Origin of the sequence: Streptomyces sp. NPDC044984, from assembly GCF_040646935.1 — a bacterium.
Lineage (GTDB): Bacteria > Actinomycetota > Actinomycetes > Streptomycetales > Streptomycetaceae > Streptomyces.
In genome coordinates this window covers 1-17,985 of sequence record NZ_JBEZBE010000055.1, presented here as the reverse complement: position 1 = coordinate 17,985, position 17,985 = coordinate 1, and the positions used below count along the sequence as shown (strand labels likewise).

The 17,985-nt window shown below is 73.6% G+C and carries 16 protein-coding genes; 8 read left to right on the top strand and 8 right to left on the bottom strand.

The window, feature by feature from the left end:
• Window positions 1-18: 18 nt before the first annotated feature.
• Window positions 19-1,152: a methyltransferase gene (locus AB0A94_RS35760; protein ID WP_361750831.1), complete on the top strand. Its 1,134-nt coding sequence runs from the start codon at window positions 19-21 to the stop codon at window positions 1,150-1,152.
• 1 nt (window position 1,153) lies between these two features.
• On the opposite strand, the gene AB0A94_RS35755 is transcribed toward AB0A94_RS35760, so the two are convergent.
• Together AB0A94_RS35755 and AB0A94_RS35750 are read right to left on the bottom strand one after the other, a co-directional pair.
• The gene (locus AB0A94_RS35755) at window positions 1,154-2,020 is read right to left on the bottom strand and encodes a class II fructose-bisphosphate aldolase (RefSeq protein WP_361750801.1); all 867 of its coding nucleotides are present in this window, start codon (window positions 2,018-2,020) and stop codon (window positions 1,154-1,156) included.
• A gap of 42 nt (window positions 2,021-2,062) precedes the next feature.
• Window positions 2,063-2,944 (bottom strand): SIS domain-containing protein, encoded by an 882-nt coding sequence (locus AB0A94_RS35750; protein ID WP_361750799.1) that lies wholly within the window; start codon window positions 2,942-2,944, stop codon window positions 2,063-2,065.
• Between the two features lie 128 nt (window positions 2,945-3,072).
• On the opposite strand from AB0A94_RS35750, the gene AB0A94_RS35745 reads away from it, so the two are divergent.
• On the top strand, window positions 3,073-3,876 hold the full coding sequence (locus tag AB0A94_RS35745) for a DeoR/GlpR family DNA-binding transcription regulator (RefSeq protein ID WP_361750797.1): 804 nt from the start codon (window positions 3,073-3,075) through the stop codon (window positions 3,874-3,876).
• A 41-nt stretch (window positions 3,877-3,917) separates the two neighbouring features.
• A complete protein-coding gene (locus AB0A94_RS35740; protein ID WP_361750795.1) occupies window positions 3,918-5,753 on the top strand; it encodes a glycoside hydrolase family 15 protein in 1,836 nt (611 codons plus the stop codon).
• A 3-nt stretch (window positions 5,754-5,756) separates the two neighbouring features.
• Here the strand turns inward: AB0A94_RS35740 and AB0A94_RS35735 are convergent, their stop codons facing one another.
• On the bottom strand, window positions 5,757-6,713 hold the full coding sequence (locus AB0A94_RS35735) for a hypothetical protein (protein WP_361750793.1): 957 nt from the start codon (window positions 6,711-6,713) through the stop codon (window positions 5,757-5,759).
• 180 nt (window positions 6,714-6,893) lie between these two features.
• Between AB0A94_RS35735 and AB0A94_RS35730 the strand changes: the two genes are divergently transcribed.
• Together AB0A94_RS35730 and AB0A94_RS35725 are read left to right on the top strand one after the other, a co-directional pair.
• Entirely contained in the window at window positions 6,894-9,137 is a 2,244-nt protein-coding gene (locus AB0A94_RS35730) for a heavy metal translocating P-type ATPase (protein ID WP_361750791.1), read from the top strand.
• A gap of 85 nt (window positions 9,138-9,222) precedes the next feature.
• Window positions 9,223-9,894, top strand: a complete 672-nt coding sequence (locus tag AB0A94_RS35725) for a phosphatase PAP2 family protein (protein ID WP_361750789.1) — start codon at window positions 9,223-9,225, stop codon at window positions 9,892-9,894.
• 89 nt (window positions 9,895-9,983) lie between these two features.
• On the opposite strand, the gene AB0A94_RS35720 is transcribed toward AB0A94_RS35725, so the two are convergent.
• From AB0A94_RS35720 to AB0A94_RS35700, 5 genes are all read right to left on the bottom strand, one after another.
• Window positions 9,984-10,730, bottom strand: a complete 747-nt coding sequence (locus tag AB0A94_RS35720; RefSeq protein WP_361750787.1) for a hypothetical protein — start codon at window positions 10,728-10,730, stop codon at window positions 9,984-9,986.
• A 75-nt stretch (window positions 10,731-10,805) separates the two neighbouring features.
• Window positions 10,806-11,552: a cupin gene (locus tag AB0A94_RS35715; RefSeq protein WP_361750785.1), complete on the bottom strand. Its 747-nt coding sequence runs from the start codon at window positions 11,550-11,552 to the stop codon at window positions 10,806-10,808.
• Window positions 11,546-12,481: a PmoA family protein gene (locus tag AB0A94_RS35710; protein ID WP_361750783.1), complete on the bottom strand. Its 936-nt coding sequence runs from the start codon at window positions 12,479-12,481 to the stop codon at window positions 11,546-11,548. Before AB0A94_RS35710 ends, AB0A94_RS35715 begins: the two co-directional genes overlap by 7 nt.
• A complete protein-coding gene (locus tag AB0A94_RS35705; RefSeq protein ID WP_361750781.1) occupies window positions 12,478-13,593 on the bottom strand; it encodes a Gfo/Idh/MocA family oxidoreductase in 1,116 nt (371 codons plus the stop codon). Before AB0A94_RS35705 ends, AB0A94_RS35710 begins: the two co-directional genes overlap by 4 nt.
• Window positions 13,594-13,776: 183 nt before the next feature.
• Window positions 13,777-14,550, bottom strand: a complete 774-nt coding sequence (locus tag AB0A94_RS35700; RefSeq protein WP_361750779.1) for a response regulator — start codon at window positions 14,548-14,550, stop codon at window positions 13,777-13,779.
• 306 nt (window positions 14,551-14,856) lie between these two features.
• Here AB0A94_RS35700 and AB0A94_RS35695 point away from each other — a divergent pair, with 306 nt between their 5' ends.
• From AB0A94_RS35695 to AB0A94_RS35685, 3 genes are read left to right on the top strand one after another with little or no spacing between them, the layout of a single operon-like run.
• Window positions 14,857-15,840, top strand: a complete 984-nt coding sequence (locus AB0A94_RS35695) for a tripartite tricarboxylate transporter substrate binding protein (protein WP_361750830.1) — start codon at window positions 14,857-14,859, stop codon at window positions 15,838-15,840.
• Entirely contained in the window at window positions 15,837-16,376 is a 540-nt protein-coding gene (locus AB0A94_RS35690) for a tripartite tricarboxylate transporter TctB family protein (protein ID WP_361750777.1), read from the top strand. The genes AB0A94_RS35695 and AB0A94_RS35690 overlap by 4 nt, the downstream gene beginning before the upstream one ends.
• Window position 16,377: 1 nt before the next feature.
• On the top strand, window positions 16,378-17,871 hold the full coding sequence (locus AB0A94_RS35685; protein WP_361750776.1) for a tripartite tricarboxylate transporter permease: 1,494 nt from the start codon (window positions 16,378-16,380) through the stop codon (window positions 17,869-17,871).
• Window positions 17,872-17,985: the final 114 nt, after the last annotated feature.

The following is a 17,985-nucleotide window of genomic DNA, read 5'->3' as shown; positions in this document are numbered from 1 at the left end:
CGGACGATGAACGACCGTATGACGACCGCGTGGGGCGAGCCGGTGCTGGCCAGGTTCCCCGAGGACCCGAGGGACGGACTGCGCGCCTGGGACGCGTCCGACGAGTACCTCCTCAGGCATCTCGCCGACCGGCGGGTCCCGCTGTCCGGCGCGGTCGTGGCCGTCGGCGACCGCTGGGGCGCGCTGGTGACGGCGCTCGCCGCGCACCGGCCGACGCAGATCACCGACTCCTGGCTCGGGCAGGAGGCGACCCGCGCGAACCTGTCCCGCAACGGCGTCGAGCCGGGCGCGGTCCGGCTGCTGACCACGCAGGATCCCCCGCCGGACCGGATCGACGTCCTGCTCGTCCGGGTGCCGAAGAGCCTGGCGCTGCTGGAGGACCAGCTGCTGCGGCTGGCGCCGGCGGTGCACGAGGACACCGTCGTCGTCGGCACCGGCATGGTGAAGGAGATCCACACCTCGACGCTGGACCTCTTCGCGCGGATCCTCGGCCCGACCAGGACCTCGCTCGCCGAGAAGAAGGCCCGGCTGATCTTCTGCACCCCGGATCCCGCGCTGGCCCGCCCCGCGAACCCTTGGCCGTACCGCTACCCGCTGCCCGACGGCATCGGCCCGGTGTCGGGCGCGACGGTCGTCAACCACGCCGGCGTCTTCTGCGCCGACCGACTCGACATCGGCACCCGTTTCTTCCTGAAGCACCTGCCCGCCGGCAGGGACGGCGGACGGGTGGTGGACCTGGGCTGCGGCAACGGCGTCGTCGGTACGGCGATGGCGCTGGCGGACCCGCGCGCCGAGGTGCTGTTCGTGGACGAGTCGTTCCAGGCGGTGGCGTCCGCGCGGGCCACGTACCGGGAGAACGGCGTGCCCGGACACGCCGAGTTCCGGGTCGGCGACGGCCTGTCGGGCGTACCGGCCGGCAGTGTCGACCTGGTCCTGAACAACCCGCCCTTCCACTCCCACCAGGCGACCACCGACGCCACGGCCTGGCGCATGTTCACCGGCGCCCGGCGCGCCCTGCGCCGGGGCGGCGAACTGTGGGTGGTCGGCAACCGTCACCTGGGGTACCACGTGAAGCTGCGACGGCTGTTCGGCAACAGCGAAGTGGTGGCCTCGGACCCGAAGTTCGTGGTCCTGAAGTCCGTGAAGCGCTGACTCAGGACGGCGCCGGGACCGCGCCCAGCGCCTCGATGATCCCCGTCACCGCCCGTGCCATCGCCTCCCGGCCCACCGTGAGGTAGCCGCGGGAGTCGACCGCCTCGGGGTGGGCGGTGAGGAACTCCCTGATCGCGCCGGTCAGGGCGATGTTCAGGGCCGTTCCCACGTTGACCTTGGCGATGCCGCCCGCGACCGCCGCGGCGAGTTCCCGGTCGGGGAGGCCGGAGGAACCGTGCAGGACGAGGGGGACGTCCAGGGCGGCGGCCAGCCGTGCGAGGAGGGCGTGGTCGAGGGTGGCGGTGCGGGTGGTCATGGCGTGGGTGGTGCCGACGGCGACGGCCAGCGCGTCCACGCCGGAGCCGGCGACGAAGGCGCGGGCCTGGTCGGGGTCGGTACGGGCGCCGGGCGCGTGGGCGTCCGGCGCGGACCGGCCGTCCTTGCCGCCGATCTCGCCCAGCTCGGCCTCGATCCAGAGCCCTTGGCTGTGGGCCCAGTCGACGGCGGCCCGGGTGGCGGCGAGGTTGTCGGCGTAGGGCAGCCGGGACGCGTCGTACATCACGGAGCCGAATCCGGCGTCCGGGGCCTGGCGCAGCAGGGTGTCGCTCCGGACGTGGTCGAGGTGCAGGGCGACGGGGACGGTGGCGCGTTCGGCGGCGGCGACGGCGGCGCGGGCGAGCGGGAGCAGCCGGCCGTGGCGGAACTTCACGGCGTTCTCGCTGACCTGGAGGACGACGGGGGCGTCCGCCGATTCGGCGCCGGCGACGACGGCCTCGACGTGTTCGAGGGTGATGACGTTGAACGAGGCGACCGCCGAGCGGCGGGCGGCGGCGCGGGTGACGAGCTCGCCGGTGGTGGTGAGGGGCACGGTCCGTCCTTTCCTGCGGAGTTCCGCCCTTTTCCCATGGGGTCAGGGGGCGAGGACGACCGAGCGGGTGAGGTGGCGGGGCCGGTCGGGGTCCAGTCCGCGGGCCGCGGCGAGGGCGACCGCGAGCCGCTGGACGCGGACGAGTTCGGCGAGCGGGTCGAGGGTGCCCCCGATCCACAGTCCGCCGGTGTCACGGACCTGCCGGGCCAGCCCCTCCGGGGTGTCGCCGAGCATCCAGGTCGCGGTGGTGGAGGTGGTGATGCTGATGGGTCCGTGCCGGTACTCCATCGCCGGGTAGGCCTCCGTCCAGGCGAGGGCCGCCTCGCGCATCTTCAGTGCGGCCTCGTTGGCCAGGCCGACGGTCCAGCCGCGGCCGAGGAAGGTGAACTGGGTGCGGTCCACGAGTCCTTCGGGCAGCGGTTCACCAAGGGCCGTACGCCCGTCCTCGACGACCGCTTCGGTGTGCAGGCCCAGGTGGGCGCGGAGCAGGGTGAGGGCCGTGGTGGCGAACCGGGTCTGGACGACGGAGCGCTCGTCCGCGTGGTCGAGGACGACCGTCTCGTCGGCGAGCGACGTCACGGGGGTGGCCGGGTCGGCGGTGACCGCGGTGGTGCGCGTGCCGCCCTTCAGCCGGCCCAGCAGGTCGAGGACCTCGGTGGTGGTGCCGGAGCGGGTGAGGGCGACGACGTGGTCGTAGGCCCGGTGCCGCGGGAACTCCGAGGCGGCGAAGGCGTCGGTCTCCCCCTGTCCCGCGTCCTCGCGCAGGGCCGCGACCGCCTGCGCCATGAAGTACGACGTCCCGCAGCCGACCACCGCGACCCGCTCCCCCGCCGCCGGGAGGACCGGGGCGTGGGACGCGGCCTGCGCGGCGGCGCGGCTCCAGCACTCGGGCTGACTGCTCAGTTCGTCCTCGACATGGGTCATGCCGCACCCCCGAAGGCTCGGTGATTGTTCTTGCAACATTGAGCGAGGTTTCGAGCAAAATCAAGCATTCGATCGAAGGCGGGGTGCGTTAGGGTCGCCGGGGACCACGGGAGACGGGAGGGCGGAGGATGTCGCGGGACGCCCGCTGGAAGGCGCTGCTGGAGCTGCTCGTCGAGCGCGGCCGGCTGGACGTCGAGGAGGCGGCCGGTGAGCTGGCGGTGTCGGCCGCGACGATCCGGCGCGACTTCGACCGGCTCGCCGAGCAGCAGATGCTGGTGCGCACCCGTGGCGGCGCGGTGGTGCACGGGGTGTCGTACGAGCTGCCGCTGCGCTACAAGACCGCGCGGCACGCCTCGGAGAAGCAGCGCGTCGCGAAGGCGGTGGCGGGGCTCGTCGCGCCGGGCGAGGCGGTCGGGCTGACCGGCGGTACGACCACCACGGAGGTGGCGCGGGCGCTGGCCGTGCGCGGGGACCTCGCCTCGGGCGCGCCCGCGCTGACCGTGGTGACGAACGCGCTGAACATCGCCAACGAGCTGGCCGTGCGGCCGCAGTTCAAGATCGTGCTGACCGGCGGGGTGGCGCGGGCCCAGTCGTACGAGCTGGTCGGGCCGCTCGCGGACGGGGTGCTGGGGCAGATCACCCTCGATGTGGCGGTGCTCGGTGTCGTCGCGTTCGACGCCGTGCACGGGGCGGCGGCCCACGACGAGGCGGAGGCGGCGGTCAACCGGCTGCTGTGCGAGCGGGCCGAGCGGGTGATCGTGGCCGCCGACTCCAGCAAACTGGGCCGGCGGGCGTTCGCCCGGATCTGCTCGGCCGATTCGGTGGACACCCTGGTCACGGACTCGGGAGCGGACGCCGAGGTGGTGCGCCGCTTCGAGGAGGCGGGGGTGCGGGTCGTGGTGGCCCGAGCCGGTCCGGCCGGGGCTGCCTAAGCTGGCACCTGAGCACGGCGTGCCGGCCCAGGGAGGCTGCGATGGACGGGACGACCAGGGAACGGGACGGGGCCGGGCCGCGCCGGTACGTGCCGATCGCCGACCACGGGCTGATCGGCGACCTGCGCAGTGTGGCGCTGGTGGGGACCGACGGCACCATCGACTGGTACTGCTGTCCGTCCTTCGACGCGCCGAGCGTGTTCGGGGCGATCCTGGACGCCGAGCGGGGCGGCTGCTTCGCACTGGCGGCGGCCATGCCGGCCCGCACCAAGCAGTTCTACTTCCCCGACACCAACGTCCTGATCACCCGGTTCTTCACCGAGGACGGGGTCGGTGAGGTGCAGGACTTCATGCCGGTCGGCGGCACGCCGGCCGACGAGGCCCGGCACCGGCTGATCCGGCGGGTGCTGTGCGTACGCGGCTCCGTGCCGTTCCGGACGCGGGTGGCGCCGCGGTTCGATTACGGTTCCCGCCGGCACACCGTGCGGATGGCCGGCGGCATCGCGGTCTTCGACTCCGGGGAACTGTCCCTGGCGCTCACCGCGACCGTCCCGATGGAGACCGACGGGCCGGACGTACGGGCCGAGTTCAAGCTGACCGAGGGGGAGACGGCGGTGTTCGCCCTGGACCAGGTCGGCCCGGAGGTGACTTTGGACCGCTGCGAGTGCGGGGAGGCGGAGCGGCAGTTCGGTGCGACGGTGGCGTACTGGAGGCGGTGGCTGTCCTCCTCGCGGTACCGGGGCCGCTGGCGGGAGATGGTGCACCGCTCCGCCCTCACCCTGAAGCTGCTCACCTACGCGCCGACCGGGGCGATCGTGGCGGCGCCGACGACCAGCCTGCCCGAGGAGCTCGGCGGGGAACGCAACTGGGACTACCGGTACGTGTGGGTGCGCGACGCGGCGTTCTGCGTGTACGCGCTGCTGCGGCTGGGCTTCACCGAGGAGGCCGAGGCGTTCATGGGGTTCGTCTCCCGGCACATCAGTCCGGGCGACCGCAAGGCCTCCGGTCCGCTGCAGATCATGTACGGCATCGACGGCCGCACCGACCTCCCCGAGCGTGAGCTCGGCCATCTCGAGGGCCACCACGGCTCGGCACCGGTCCGCGTCGGCAACGCGGCGGCCGACCAGCTGCAACTGGACGTCTACGGGGCGCTGATCGACTCCGTCTACCTCTACGACAAGTGGGCCGAGCCCGTCTCCAGCGAGCAGTGGGACCATGTGACGGCGCTGGTGGACTGGGTGTGCGCGCACTGGGACCAGCCCGACGAGGGCATCTGGGAGACGCGCGGCGGACGGAAGAACTTCCTGTACTCGCGCCTGATGTGCTGGGTGGCGATCGAGCGCGCCGTCCGCATGGCCAACCGGCGGGGCCTGCCCGCGGACCTCCCCCGCTGGCAGGCGAGCCGGGACACCATCTACCGGCGGATCATGGACCGCGGCTGGTCGGCGTCGCGCCGGGCCTTCGTGCAGCACGAGGACGGGGAGGTGCTGGACGCGGCGGTCCTGATGATGCCGATGGCGAAGTTCATCGCGCCGACCGACCCGAAGTGGCTGTCGACGCTCGACTCGCTCACCGAGGACCTGGTGTCCGACTCGCTGGTCTACCGCTACGACCCGCTGGTGAGCCCCGACGGACTGCACGGTGCCGAGGGCACGTTCTCGATCTGCTCGTTCTGGTACGTCGAGGCGCTGACCCGTGCCGGGCGGCTCGACGAGGCGTCCCTCGCCTTCGAGAAGATGCTGACCTACGGCAACCATCTCGGCCTGTACGCCGAGGAGATCAGCCACACCGGGGAGCAACAGGGCAACTTCCCGCAGGCGTTCACCCACCTCGCCCTGATCAGCGCCGCGTTCAATCTGGACCGTGCCCTGGGCTGAGGCTCAGTGGCCGTGGCCGTCGGAGTGCTCCTCCGGCGTGCCGCTCGACGGTGCCTGCTCCCCGGCGTGGACGGTGAAGGCGGCCGTGCGGACGACGCCGTCGTGCTTGAAGTCCAGGAACAGCCGGTAGCTGCCGGTGCTGGGCGCCGTGGCTGTGAAGGAGACCGCCGGTCCGGACTCGGTCCTGCCGTCGCCCGGTTCGCCGCCCGGGTGGACGTGCAGGTAGGCGAGGTCCCCGGCCCGCAGGGCGACCAGGTGGCCGTAGGCGCCGAGGTAGGGCTGGAGGTCGGTGACCGGCTCGCCGTCGCGGGAGACGGACAGGCGCAGTTCGCTCGCCCGTCCGGGACGCAGGGTCCCGGTCAGCTCGACCTCGTAGCCGTCGACGCGGGCCGTGCCGGTGGCCGGCGGCAGCTCCTGCGGACGGTAGGGGCCGGAGGCGGCGAGGTCGGCGCCGAGGGTGAGGTTTTCCGCGCCCTTGCGCGCCGGGGTGAAGTCGGCGAAGACCCGGTAGCCGCCGGCCCGGGGCAGGTCGACGGGGGTGGCCCAGGTGCCGTCGGCGGCGCGGGCGGGATGCAGGTGCCGGTAGGTGAGCAGGTCGCGGGAGGCGACGATGAGGTGGAGCTCCTTGTCGTGCTCGCGGCGGTACTCGGTGACGGCCCGGCCGCGGTCGTCCCGGACGGTGAAGCGCAGTTCGGTGCGGTGCCCGGCGGTGACGCGCGGGGTCTTCAGATCGAGGGTGTAGCCGCCCTCGGAGATCTGCAGCCCGCCGGCCGGGGGCGTCTCGTGTCCCGTGCGGCCGTCACCCTTCTCCGCCCCCGGTGCGGAGGGGGTGTGCCGCTCGTCGTGCGCCGGCGCCCGGTCCGCGACGACCGGGTCGAGTCCCTCGCCGACGCCGTAGGCCGTGCCGAAGGTGGCGGCCAGGGCGGCGGCGAACGCGGTGATCTTCAGTCCGGTGTTCATGGCCGTGACTCCTCGGAAGTGGGGACCCGCGGCTCACGTTGAGCCGCTCCATGCAGCTCACCATACCCCTGGGGGGTACCAAGTCAAGTTCTGTCCACGCTTGCGCCTCATACCCGAGGGGGGTATACATGGAGATCGCCCGGCGGGTACCCCCGCCCCGTATCCACTCCAGGAGCGACCATGACCGTCCGTACAGCCGGTGCCGATGCCGAGGTGGAGCTCGCCATCGGCGGGATGACCTGCGCCTCGTGCGCCGCGCGGATCGAGAAGAAGCTCAACCGGATGGAGGGGGTCACCGCCACCGTCAACTACGCGACCGAGAAGGCGAAGGTGAGCTACGGCGGTGAGGTCACCGTCGGCGACCTGATCGCCACGGTCGAGGCCACCGGATACACGGCCCAGCGGCCCGCACCACCCGACGAGCCGTCCGGGGAGGACTCCGGGCCCGACGAACTCCGGCCGCTCAGGCAGAGGTTGGTGACGGCCGTGGCGCTGGCCGTCCCCGTCATCGCGATGGCCATGGTCCCCGCCCTGCAGTTCGAGTACTGGCAGTGGCTGTCACTGACACTCGCGGCGCCGGTCGTCACGTACGCCGCATGGCCCTTCCACAGGGCCGCGTTCACCAACGCCCGGCACGGCGCGGCCACCATGGACACGCTGATCTCGGTCGGCACGTCGGCCGCGTTCCTGTGGTCGCTGTGGGCGCTGTTCCTCGGCACCGCGGGCACCCCGGGGATGACGCACCCGTTCGAGCTGACCATCGCCCGCAGCGACGGCGCCGGGAACATCTACCTGGAGGCCGCGGCCGGAGTGACCGCCTTCATCCTCGCCGGGCGGTACTTCGAGGCCCGCGCCAAGCGCAAGGCCGGCGCGGCCCTGCGCGCCCTGCTGGAGCTCGGCGCGAAGGACGTCACCGTGCTGACCCCCGGCCACGGGGAACGGACGGTCCCGGTGGCCGAGCTGCGGACCGGCGACCGCTTCCTGGTGCGCCCCGGCGAGAAGATCGCGACCGACGGAACCGTCGTGGAGGGATCCTCCGCGGTGGACGCCTCGATGCTCACGGGCGAGTCGGTGCCGGTGGAGGTGGCCGCCGGCGACCCGGTCACCGGGGCCACGATCAACGTCGGCGGCAGGCTCGTCGTGGAGGCCACGAGGGTGGGCGCCGACACCCAGCTCGCCCGCATGGCCAGGCTGGTCGAGGACGCGCAGAACGGCAAGGCCGCCGCCCAGCGGCTCGCCGACAGGATCTCCGCGGTCTTCGTCCCCGTCGTCATCGCCCTCGCCCTGGGCACCCTCGGCTTCTGGCTCGGCAACGGCGCCGGTCTCACGGCCGCGTTCACCGCCGCCGTGGCGGTCCTGATCATCGCCTGCCCCTGTGCCCTCGGGCTCGCGACCCCGACCGCGCTGATGGTCGGCACCGGCCGCGGCGCCCAGCTCGGCATCCTCATCAAGGGCCCCGAGGTCCTGGAGTCCACCCGCCGCGTCGACACCGTGGTCCTCGACAAGACCGGCACGGTGACCACGGGCCGGATGACCCTGCTGGCCGTGCACACCGCCGAGGGCACCGACGAGGCCGACGTACTGCGGCTCGCGGGCGCGTTGGAGCACAGCTCGGAGCACCCGATCGCACGGGCCGTCGCCGACGGCGCCCGGCAGAAGGTGGGCGAACTGCCCGCACCGGAGGACTTCGCGAACGTGCCCGGGCTCGGTGTCCAGGGCGTCGTCGAGGGCCACGCGGTCCTCGTCGGCCGGGAGGGCCTGCTCCGGGAGTGGGCACTGGAGCTGCCCGAGGACCTGAGGCGGGCCAAGGAGCGGGCCGAGACGGCCGGGCACACCGCTGTCCTGGCCGCCTGGGACGGCGCGGCGCGCGCGGTCCTGGAGATCGCCGACGCGGTGAAGGAGACCAGCCCCGAGGCGATCCGCCGGCTGCGGGCACTCGGACTGCGGCCGGTCCTGCTGACCGGGGACAACGAGGCGGTGGCCCGGTCCGTCGCCCGCGAGGTCGGCATCGAGGAGGTCATCGCCGAGGTGCTGCCGCAGGACAAGGTGGACGTCGTCAAGCGGCTCCAGGCAGAGGGCCGTTCGGTCGCCATGGTCGGCGACGGGGTCAACGACGCGGCGGCGCTCGCCCAGGCCGACCTGGGCCTGGCCATGGGCACCGGCACGGACGCCGCGATCGAGGCCGGCGACCTCACCCTCGTCCGCGGGGACCTGCGTGCCGTGGCCGACGCCATCCGGCTGGCCCGCAAGACGCTGGGCACCATCCGGTCCAACCTGTTCTGGGCCTTCGCCTACAACGTCGCCGCCCTGCCGCTCGCCGCGGCCGGACTGCTCAACCCGATGATCGCCGGAGCCGCCATGGCCTTCTCCTCGGTCTTCGTGGTCGGCAACTCGCTGCGTCTGCGCACCTTCCGGGCCGGCTGACCGGGGTGGGCGAACCCGTGCGGATGGATCATGCGTACCGTGGGCACCTGGTGATTCGTCCACGATGCCACTGCGGGAGAGACAGATGAGCGAGCCGCCCACCACCGACCAGGACGTCACCCGTCCGCTCACCAGGCCCGTACCGCCCGCCGACGGACTGCGCAGGGTCGCCGCCGCGGTCCTCGGCGACCTCAGAGCCGTGGACGGCGCCCTGTACGCGGCGGTCGCCGCCACGCCGACGCCGACGCTCGACCGGGCGCTGCGCCGGCTGTCCCACACGGCCGACCACTCCAAGATCTCGTTCGTCATCGCCGGGGTCCTCGCCCTGAGCGGGGCCCGGCCGCGGCGGGCGGCGCTGGCGGGGGTGGGGGCGGTCGCCGTGGCGTCGGCGTCGGCGAACCTGCTGGGGAAGCGGCTGGTGCGCAGGGCGCGGCCGGACCGGGAGGCCGCGCGGGTGACCGTGGACCGGCATGTGCCCATGCCGACGTCGGCGTCGTTCCCCTCGGGGCACACGGCGTCGGCGGTCGCGTTCGCCACGGCGGTCGGGACGGTGCTGCCCGCGGCGTCGGTGCCGCTGGGGGCGCTGGCGTGTGCGGTGGGGTACTCGCGGGTGCACACGGGTGTGCACTATCCGGGCGATGTGGCCGCCGGGGCCATCCTCGGCGTCGCCAGCGCGGCCACCGCGCTGGCCGTGGGCGCGGCCCGGCTCCCGGCGTCGTACGCCCCGCGCCGGATGCGGGCCCTGCGCCGGCCGTGACCCACGGACGCCGGCGCGGCCCGCTCCGCGGACGCCGGTGACGGGGACGGCGCCCCGGCCGCCCGTCGGCCGCGTTCCGTGCCCGCGGCTCAGCCCGAACGAGCGATGACCTGTCCGACGACGGAGCAGCGCCTCCCGCACCGGGGACAGGTCGCCTCGCCGAAGGCATGGGTCAGGGCGTGCGCCACGTCCTCGTGGCCGTCCGCCAGGGCCAGCCCGTGCAGGCGGCGGCCGAGGCCGTCGAGGGCACCGGGAGCGGCCGGGTGGAGCGGGAGGGTCTCGACACCGTCGGAGAGGGCGTGGTCCTCCGACGCGCTGAAGAAGCCCCGCTCGCCGATGACCACCCACAGCACCTCGGAGCAGTCCTCGTCAGGGCACTCGAGCTCGTACTCCCCGCTGACGAGGCCCCAGACCAGATCCTCTCCCCAGGAGACGTCGCCCTCCAGGTTCAGGACCGCCTCCAGCAGGTGGCAGTAGCCGTTCCGGTCCCCGGTGATCCGGCGCCACCGGTGGGCGGCGGCCAGCAGGCGTGCGACCTCGGGTGCCCGCCGGTCCCGCAGCTCCCGGGTCTCGTGCCGCTGATCGGCCTGGACCAGGAGTGCGCCGGCCAGGTGGAGGGCCGCAGCGGCCGTGTCGGCCTCGTCCCCCTCGGCCATGTCCGTCAGCGCGGGCAGCACCAGCGGATGGGACACGTCGAGCGAACCGTTGTGGTACAGCTCCGTCCAGAGGTCGCTCCAGACCTGGCTGTCCCAACCGGCGGCGGCACGTTCCAGCAGGGCGGCCGGACGGCCGGAACCGGCTTCGTCCACAGGGGGGAACGGGGAGTTGCTCGTCACCCGCGGCATCCAAGCAGACCCCGCCGGGCCGACGGCACCGGGAGGGTCCCGGCGACGTCCGTGCGGGCGGCGGGTTCATCCACTCCCGTACGGCACGGTGGCCCCCGGCAGCGCGTACTCGTCCCGCCGCCCGCACATCCCGTACCCGCCACGCCGGCTGGGCTCCGCCTCGTACGCCGTCGCCCCGGCCAGGTGGGTGAGGTCTCCGTCCGCCAGCGCGTCCAGCTGCGCGCCCGTGCGTTCCGCGGCCGCCAGCGCGCCCGCTCGCCACAACTCCCGCCACACCGGCACCCGTTCCCGCACCAACCGCGCGGCCGCCCGCAGGAACTCCCGGTACGGCCCGTCGTCACCGGTACGGAGCGCCTCGCGCAGCACGAGGTACCCCTCGACCGCGAGGTCCCGCCGCCGCCGCGCCGCCGCCTCCGCCCGCGCGCCCGTACCGGCCGGGAGCGTCGCGGCGTCCGCGTACCGTCCGGGGTCGGCCAGCACCTCCGCCGGGAAGGTGAACACGGCGTCCCCGGCCTCCGGCAGCCCGCTGTTCTGCATCAGCACCGTGACCCGCAGCTCCCCGCCCTGCACCATCCGGTGCACGGTCCCCGGCGTGAACCAGGCCACCGTCCCCGGCCGCAGCGGGATGTCCCGGTACCCGTCGGGGCTCAGCGTCTGCACAGCGCCCCGGCCGCCGGTCACGACGTACGCCTCCGTGCACACCAGGTGCAGGTGCGGACTGCCGCCGCACACCCCGTCGGCGGCCTCCCAGTCATAGGCGCTGAGGTGCGACAGGCCGACCGCGCCGGGGAGCGGAGCGGGCCCGCTCACCACGGCAGACCGTCCAGATGCGCCTCCACCCGCTCCCGGTCCCACACCCCGTCCGCGACCACGATCCGGTAGCGGTACGAGAAGGACTCCCCCGGCGGCAGCGCGAACTCCTCGAAGAACGCCCACGAGAACGCGACCGACGGGATGGGCTGCGAGCGCACGAACCAGTGCGACGGGTGGACGGCGCGCCCGTCGAGGTTCTCCGGCGCGTGCGCGAAGACGAGCGTGGAGTGGCCGTCGTGCTCGTCGTGTTCGGCGCTGAACGAGAGCCACGGCGCCTGCGTGCCCATGAGTTCCCCAGCCTCGGCACCGGCACCCGCGCCGACGTCCGGCACGAGGACCGTACCGCCCGTGAAGTCGCGCGGCCCGCGCCACTGCAGCCCGGTGTAGCCGGCCATCTCACGACCGGCGGTGGTGGGCGAGCCGAACTCCAGCGCCACGTCACGCAGGTTGGTGAGCCGGATCGACCAGTCCAGCACCCAGGCCCCGGCCGCCACGTCCACCGAGTGGACGCTCAGCCCGCGTTCCTCGCGCGCCCACTCGGCGCCCCCGTTCTCCACCCAGGTGAGGTCCTCGGTGCAGTCGAGGCGCTCCTCCCCGGCCTCGAACGCGGAGAAGCCGTCGTGCCGCATCGAGCCGATCCGCTCGGGCAGCGCCAGGTAACCCCGCCCGTGGACATAGGAGTTGCCGCCCCAGAAGTTCTGCCCGGACAGGTGGCTGGCCGTCATCTGCAGCCCTTTGTGCCAGCGGTGGTCGTTGGGCCGGTACCCGGTCACCGTGTGCCCGGCGAGCGTGCGCACCGGATGGGCGTACGGCTTGCGGGACTCGAACGGCTCGGGGTCGGGCCGGTAGACGTAACGGAGGATCTCGGTGCCGCCCGGTGCCGTCACCGTGACGGACTCGCCGTGACGGTGGATGACGCGGATGCTCATGCGCGCTCCTCGCTCGCCCAGTCGAGCCGGCCGCCGTGCATGGCCGCGTGGAAGGGGTCGCCGGGCGTGATCTCGCCGGCCCGCACCGGCCGCCCGGTGAACGCGGCCTTGTACAGCGCGGCGGCGAACTCCAGCGTGCCGCGCGCCTCCCGGCCGCTGCCCGGTGGCCGCACCCCCGCGTCGTAGGCGTCGAGCAGGGTCTTCAGCTGGGCCGTGTGCGAGCTGGGGACGTCGAGCGCCGGAGTGCGCCAGGCGGCGGCCCGCTCGGCGGGGACGTGCCGGGCCGGGGTGTAGGTCCAGTCGTCGTTGCCGTGCCCGTAGAGGTGGGTGAGTTCGACCGTGGCGTCGGCGCAGTCGACGCGGATCCGGCTCACCTCGTCCGGGGAGAGCACGCTGTTGACGACGGTCGCGAGCGCGCCGCCGCGGAAGCGGACCAGGGCGGTGGAGACGTCCTCGCTCTCGGTGTCGTGGACGAGGCGCGCCGCCATGGCCCGGATCTCCTCCCACTCGCCGAGCAGGTGCAGCAGCAGGTCGTACTGGTGGATGCCGTGCCCCATGGTGGGTCCGCCGCCCTCGGTGGCCCAGCGTCCGCGCCAGGGCACGGAGTAGTACGCGGCGTCCCGGTGCCAGGTGGTCTGGCAGTGCGCGACCAGCGGGGCGCCCAGTTCACCGCCGCGGATCAGCTCGCGGGCGTGGGCGGCGCCGGAGCCGTAGCGGTGCTGGAAGATCACGGACGCGTACGCCCCGGACGCCTCCTCGGCGGCCGCGATGTCGTCGTACTCGGCGAGCGACAGGCACAGCGGCTTCTCGCACAGCACCCACGCGCCGGCCTTGAGGGCGGCCACCGTCTGCTCCCGGTGGAGCGAGGGCGGGGTCCCGATCAGCACCAGGTCCGGCCGTACGGCGTCCAGCATCGCGCTCATCGAGGTGAACCCTGCCACCTGCTCCCCGGCGGAGGCGCGGAAGGCGTCGAGCCGGCCCTGGTCCACGTCGACGGCGGCGACCAGTTCGGTGCGGTCGGCGTGGGCGCGCAGCGCGGGCAGGTGGCCGCCGCTGACGATGGCGCCGGTGCCGACGACGGCGACACGGCGGCGGACGGGGGACAAGGACATGCGGCGCTCCTCGGAACGACGACGACGGCAGGCCGGGCAGCATTCAGAAAGCGCTTTCCCTCACGGTCGACCCTAGGCCCGAGCGCAGGCAGCGACAACCCCGTGTCCCGATTTCGGGATCACCGGGATCAGCGGAAGCCCGCGGCGCCCCCTACGCCCGCGCCCCGCCCTTCGACCGCCGCCCTACGCCCGCGCCCCGCCCTCCGACCGCAGCCCACCCCCCGACCGCAGCCCTCCGCCCTGCCCCAGCAGCCGGTACCGCCGCTCGGGCCGTCCCGTCGCCCCGTACCGCAACGACACCCCCACGGCGCCCACGGTGTGGAAGTACTCCAGATACCGGCGGGCGCTGACCCGCGAGACCCCGGTCAGAGCCGCGCACTCGGTGGCCGACAGCGTGCCGTCCGTCTCGCGCAGGGTGCGCTCGACCAGCCCCGCGGTCTCCGCGCTCATGCCCTTGGGCAGCACCGGGGCCGCCGGCCCCGCCACCCCGGCCAGCACCCGGTCGACGTCCGCCTGACCGCGGACCACCGTGTCGAGCAGCCGGCCGCGCCGGCCGGCGTAACGCTCCAGGCGCCCGCGCAGGTCCTCGAAGTCGAACGGCTTGAGCAGATAGTCGACGACCCCGTGCCGGACCGCGCCGCGCACCGCGTCCGCCTCCCGGGCGGCGCTGATGACCATCACGTCGCAGTCGTGCCCGGCGGTCCGCAGCCGGGGAATGACGTCGAGACCGAAGAGGTCGGGCAGGTACAGGTCGAGCAGCACCAGATCGGGACGGAGTTCGTCCACGGCGGCGATGGCCTGCTCACCGGTCCCGGCGACACCGACGACCCGGAACACGTCGAGGCGTTCGACGTAGGCACGGTGCACCCGGGCCACCCGGAAGTCGTCGTCGACCACGAGTACGTCGATCGCGTCGACGGCCGCGGGCGCAAACCGCCCGTCCGGCGTGCTGCTCATCGGTTCCGCTCCTTCCGCCACCGCGTCGGTGAGGTGGCCGCGGCCTCCGGGGCGGCGGCCGTCGCATCCGGCGGCCACGACGCAGCGCCGCGCGGGCGCCGGAACCGTCCATCATGGCCCCCACCTGCGGCCGGGGAAAGAGACGTGCGCCACTGACGGCCTCCCGCTGACGCAATGACCACAACCTCCATTGGTTCCGCAAGCGCGACAGCCCGGCAGTGCGCGGGCACCATGTGGCCCGCGTCACCCTCCCCCCACAGGGCATGGCGTGATCTCCAGACGACCGACCGACAGGTGGTGGCACTCGTGCGCCTGCGCACACCCCTCGCCCTGCTCGGGGCCGCCGTGCTCGTACTCGTGGGCCCGCCGCTGCTCACGACCGGCAGCGGCACCGAGACCGGCACGCAGATCCCGGGTCTGCGCTTCATGGTTCCCAACTCGCCCGGTGGCGGCTACGACATCACGGCCCGTACGGCCGCGAAGAACGCCGAGGACGCCGGGCTCACCCACTCCATCGAGGTGTTCAACCTGCCCGGTGCCGGCGGCACCGTCGGATTGAGCCGGCTGGTGAGCGAGCACGGCAACGGCAAGCTCGCCATGTCGATGGGCCTGGGCGTGGTCGGCGCCGTCCGCTCCAACGACGCGCCGAAGACCCTGGCGGACACCACCCCGATCGCCCGGCTCACCGAGGAGCAGGACGTCGTCGTGGTCGCCGAGGACTCCCCGTACCGGACGATCGACGATCTCATCGGCGCCTGGAAGGAGAACCCCGGCAAGCTCCCGGTGGGCGGCGGCTCCTCCCCCGGCGGGCCCGACCATCTCGCGCCGATGCTGATGGCGCGGGCCGCCGGGATCCCCCCGAAGCAGGTCAACTACATCCCCTTCGACGGCGGCGGCGAGCTGCTCGCCTCGATCCTCGGCAACAAGGTCGCCTTCGGCGTCTCCGGCGTCGGCGAGTACCTCGACCAGATCAAGTCCGGTGAGCTGCGCCTGCTCGCGGTCACCGGCCCGGAGCGGGTCGACGGCCTCGACGCGCCCACCCTCGAGGAGGCGGGCTACGACGTGAGTTTCACCAACTGGCGCGGCATCGTCGCCCCGCCCGGCCTCACCGACGCCGAGCGCGGCAAGCTCGTCCGCCTGGTGCGGGAGCTGCACGACTCGAAGGAGTGGCGGGAGTCGATGCGGCGCAACGGCTGGGACGACGCCTTCCTGACCGGCGAGGAGTTCGGCGCGTTCCTGGACTCCGAGGACAAGCGCGTGGTCTCGGTGCTGAAGGAGCTCGGACTGTGACGACCTCGACCACCGACACGTCGCCGGCGCCCGCCGCCGGACGGCGCTCCTGGCTCCGCGACCACTCCGAACTCGGCGTCTGCGTACTGCTGCTGGCCCTCGGCGTGCTGGTCCTGACCGACGCGCTCACCATGGACGTCGACATCGCCCAGCGCGGGCCCGTCGGCCCGAAGACCGTGCCGGTCGTGGTCGGGATCGGGCTGCTCGTCGTGGCCGCCCTGCTCGCCGTCGACGTGCTGCGCGGCGGCCGGGGGCAGGCCGAGTCCGGCGAGGACGTCGACCTGTCCGAACCCGCCGACTGGCGCACGGTGCTGCTGCTGACGGGAGTGTTCCTCGGCGCCGCCGTCCTCATCGAGCCGCTCGGCTTCCCCGTCGCGGGCGCCCTGCTCTTCTGGGGCGCGGCCTTCGCGCTCGGCAGCCGCAGGCCCGACCGCGATCCGCTGATCGCGGCGGTGGTCTCCTTCGCCACCTACGCCGTGTTCAACAACCTGCTCGGAGTGCCGCTGCCCGGCGGTCCGCTGATGGGAGTGCTGTGAGATGAACGCCTTCAACTCCCTCATGGACGGCTTCGGCACGGCCCTCACCCCGCTCAACCTGCTGTGGGCCGCCGTGGGCGTGCTGCTCGGCACGGCGATCGGCGTGCTGCCCGGCATCGGCCCGGCGATGGCGGTGGCGCTGCTGCTGCCGGTGACGTACGGGCTCGATCCGACCGGCGCGTTCATCATGTTCGCCGGGATCTACTACGGCGCGATGTTCGGCGGTTCGACGACCTCCATCCTGCTGAACACGCCCGGGGAGAGCGCGGCCGTGGTCGCGGCCATGGAGGGCAACCCCATGGCCAAGTCGGGGCGCGGCGCCCAGGCCCTCGCGGCCGCCGCGATCGGGCACTTCGCGGGCGGCATGGTCGGCACGGTCCTGCTGGTGGCGCTGGCCCCGACGGTCGCGGACCTGGCGGTGGACATCGGCGCCCCCGACTACTTCGCCATCATGGTGCTGGCGTTCATCGCCGTGACGTCGGTGCTGGGTTCGTCCCGGATCCGGGGCATGGCCTCACTGCTGATCGGTCTGACGATCGGCCTGGTGGGCCTGGACCAGATGACCGGCCAGCAGCGGCTGACCTTCGGCTCGCTGCAACTCGCCGACGGCATCGACGTGGTGATCGTCGCGGTGGGCCTGTTCGCCATCGGCGAGGCGCTGTGGGTCGCCGCGCACCTGCGGCGCAGGCCGCCGGAGCCGATCCCGGTGGGCCGGCCGTGGCTGGGCCGCGCGGACGTGAGGCGCACCTGGAAGTCCTGGGCGCGCGGTCCGTTCATCGGCTTCCCGTTCGGCGCGATCCCGGCGGGCGGCGCGGAGATCCCGACCTTCCTGTCGTACGTCACCGAGAAGCGGCTGTCGAAGCACAAGGACGAGTGGGGCAAGGGCGCCATCGAGGGCGTCGCGGGCCCGGAGTCGGCCGCTTCGGCCTCGGCGGCGGGCACGCTGGTGTCGATGCTGACCCTGGGCCTGCCGACCACGGCGGTCGCGGCGGTGATGCTGGCCGCGTTCCAGCAGTACGGCATCCAGCCCGGCCCGCTGCTGTTCGAACGCGAACCCGACCTGGTGTGGGGCCTGATCGCCTCGCTCTTCGTCGGCATGGTGCTGCTGCTCGCCCTCAACCTGCCGCTGGCGCCGGTGTGGGCGAAGCTGCTGCGCATCCCGCGGCCGTACCTCTACGCCGGGATCATGTTCTTCGCGGCGGTGGGCGCGTACGCGGTCGGCGGCGAGGTGATCGACCTGGTACTGCTGCTGGTCATCGGCCTGATCGGCTTCGGCATGCGGAGGTACGGGCTGCCGGTGCTGCCCGCCGTCATCGGCGTCATCCTCGGCCCGGCCGCCGAACAGCAGCTGCGCCGCGCCCTGCAGATCAGCGACGGAAGCGTCACGGGTCTGGTCGACACGCCGTTCTCGGTGGTCGTCTACGCGGTGGTCGTCCTGCTGCTGGCCTGGCCGCTGGTGCGCAAGGCGCTGCCCCGGAAGGGCGCCGGGGCCTGACCGCTCGCGGGTTCCTCCCCGCGGGGCGTGCGTGCCCCGACGGCGCGGGGCGTGCGTGCCCCGACGGCGCGGGGCGTGCGTGCCCCGACGGCGCGGGGCGTGCGTGCCCCGACG

Bases quoted from the DNA above. Each gene is read 5' to 3' on its own strand.
- AB0A94_RS35760 (WP_361750831.1), top strand. From the start codon at position 19: ATGACGACCGCGTGGGGCGAGCCGGTGCTGGCCAGGTTCCCCGAGGAC.
- AB0A94_RS35735 (WP_361750793.1), bottom strand. From the start codon at position 6,713: ATGAACACCGGACTGAAGATCACCGCGTTCGCCGCCGCCCTGGCCGCC.
- AB0A94_RS35730 (WP_361750791.1), top strand. From the start codon at position 6,894: ATGACCGTCCGTACAGCCGGTGCCGATGCCGAGGTGGAGCTCGCCATC.
- AB0A94_RS35750 (WP_361750799.1), bottom strand. From the start codon at position 2,944: ATGACCCATGTCGAGGACGAACTGAGCAGTCAGCCCGAGTGCTGGAGC.
- AB0A94_RS35685 (WP_361750776.1), top strand. From the start codon at position 16,378: ATGAACGCCTTCAACTCCCTCATGGACGGCTTCGGCACGGCCCTCACC.
- AB0A94_RS35710 (WP_361750783.1), bottom strand. From the start codon at position 12,481: ATGAGCATCCGCGTCATCCACCGTCACGGCGAGTCCGTCACGGTGACG.
- AB0A94_RS35725 (WP_361750789.1), top strand. From the start codon at position 9,223: ATGAGCGAGCCGCCCACCACCGACCAGGACGTCACCCGTCCGCTCACC.
- AB0A94_RS35740 (WP_361750795.1), top strand. From the start codon at position 3,918: ATGGACGGGACGACCAGGGAACGGGACGGGGCCGGGCCGCGCCGGTAC.
- AB0A94_RS35700 (WP_361750779.1), bottom strand. From the start codon at position 14,550: ATGAGCAGCACGCCGGACGGGCGGTTTGCGCCCGCGGCCGTCGACGCG.
- AB0A94_RS35705 (WP_361750781.1), bottom strand. From the start codon at position 13,593: ATGTCCTTGTCCCCCGTCCGCCGCCGTGTCGCCGTCGTCGGCACCGGC.
- AB0A94_RS35745 (WP_361750797.1), top strand. From the start codon at position 3,073: ATGTCGCGGGACGCCCGCTGGAAGGCGCTGCTGGAGCTGCTCGTCGAG.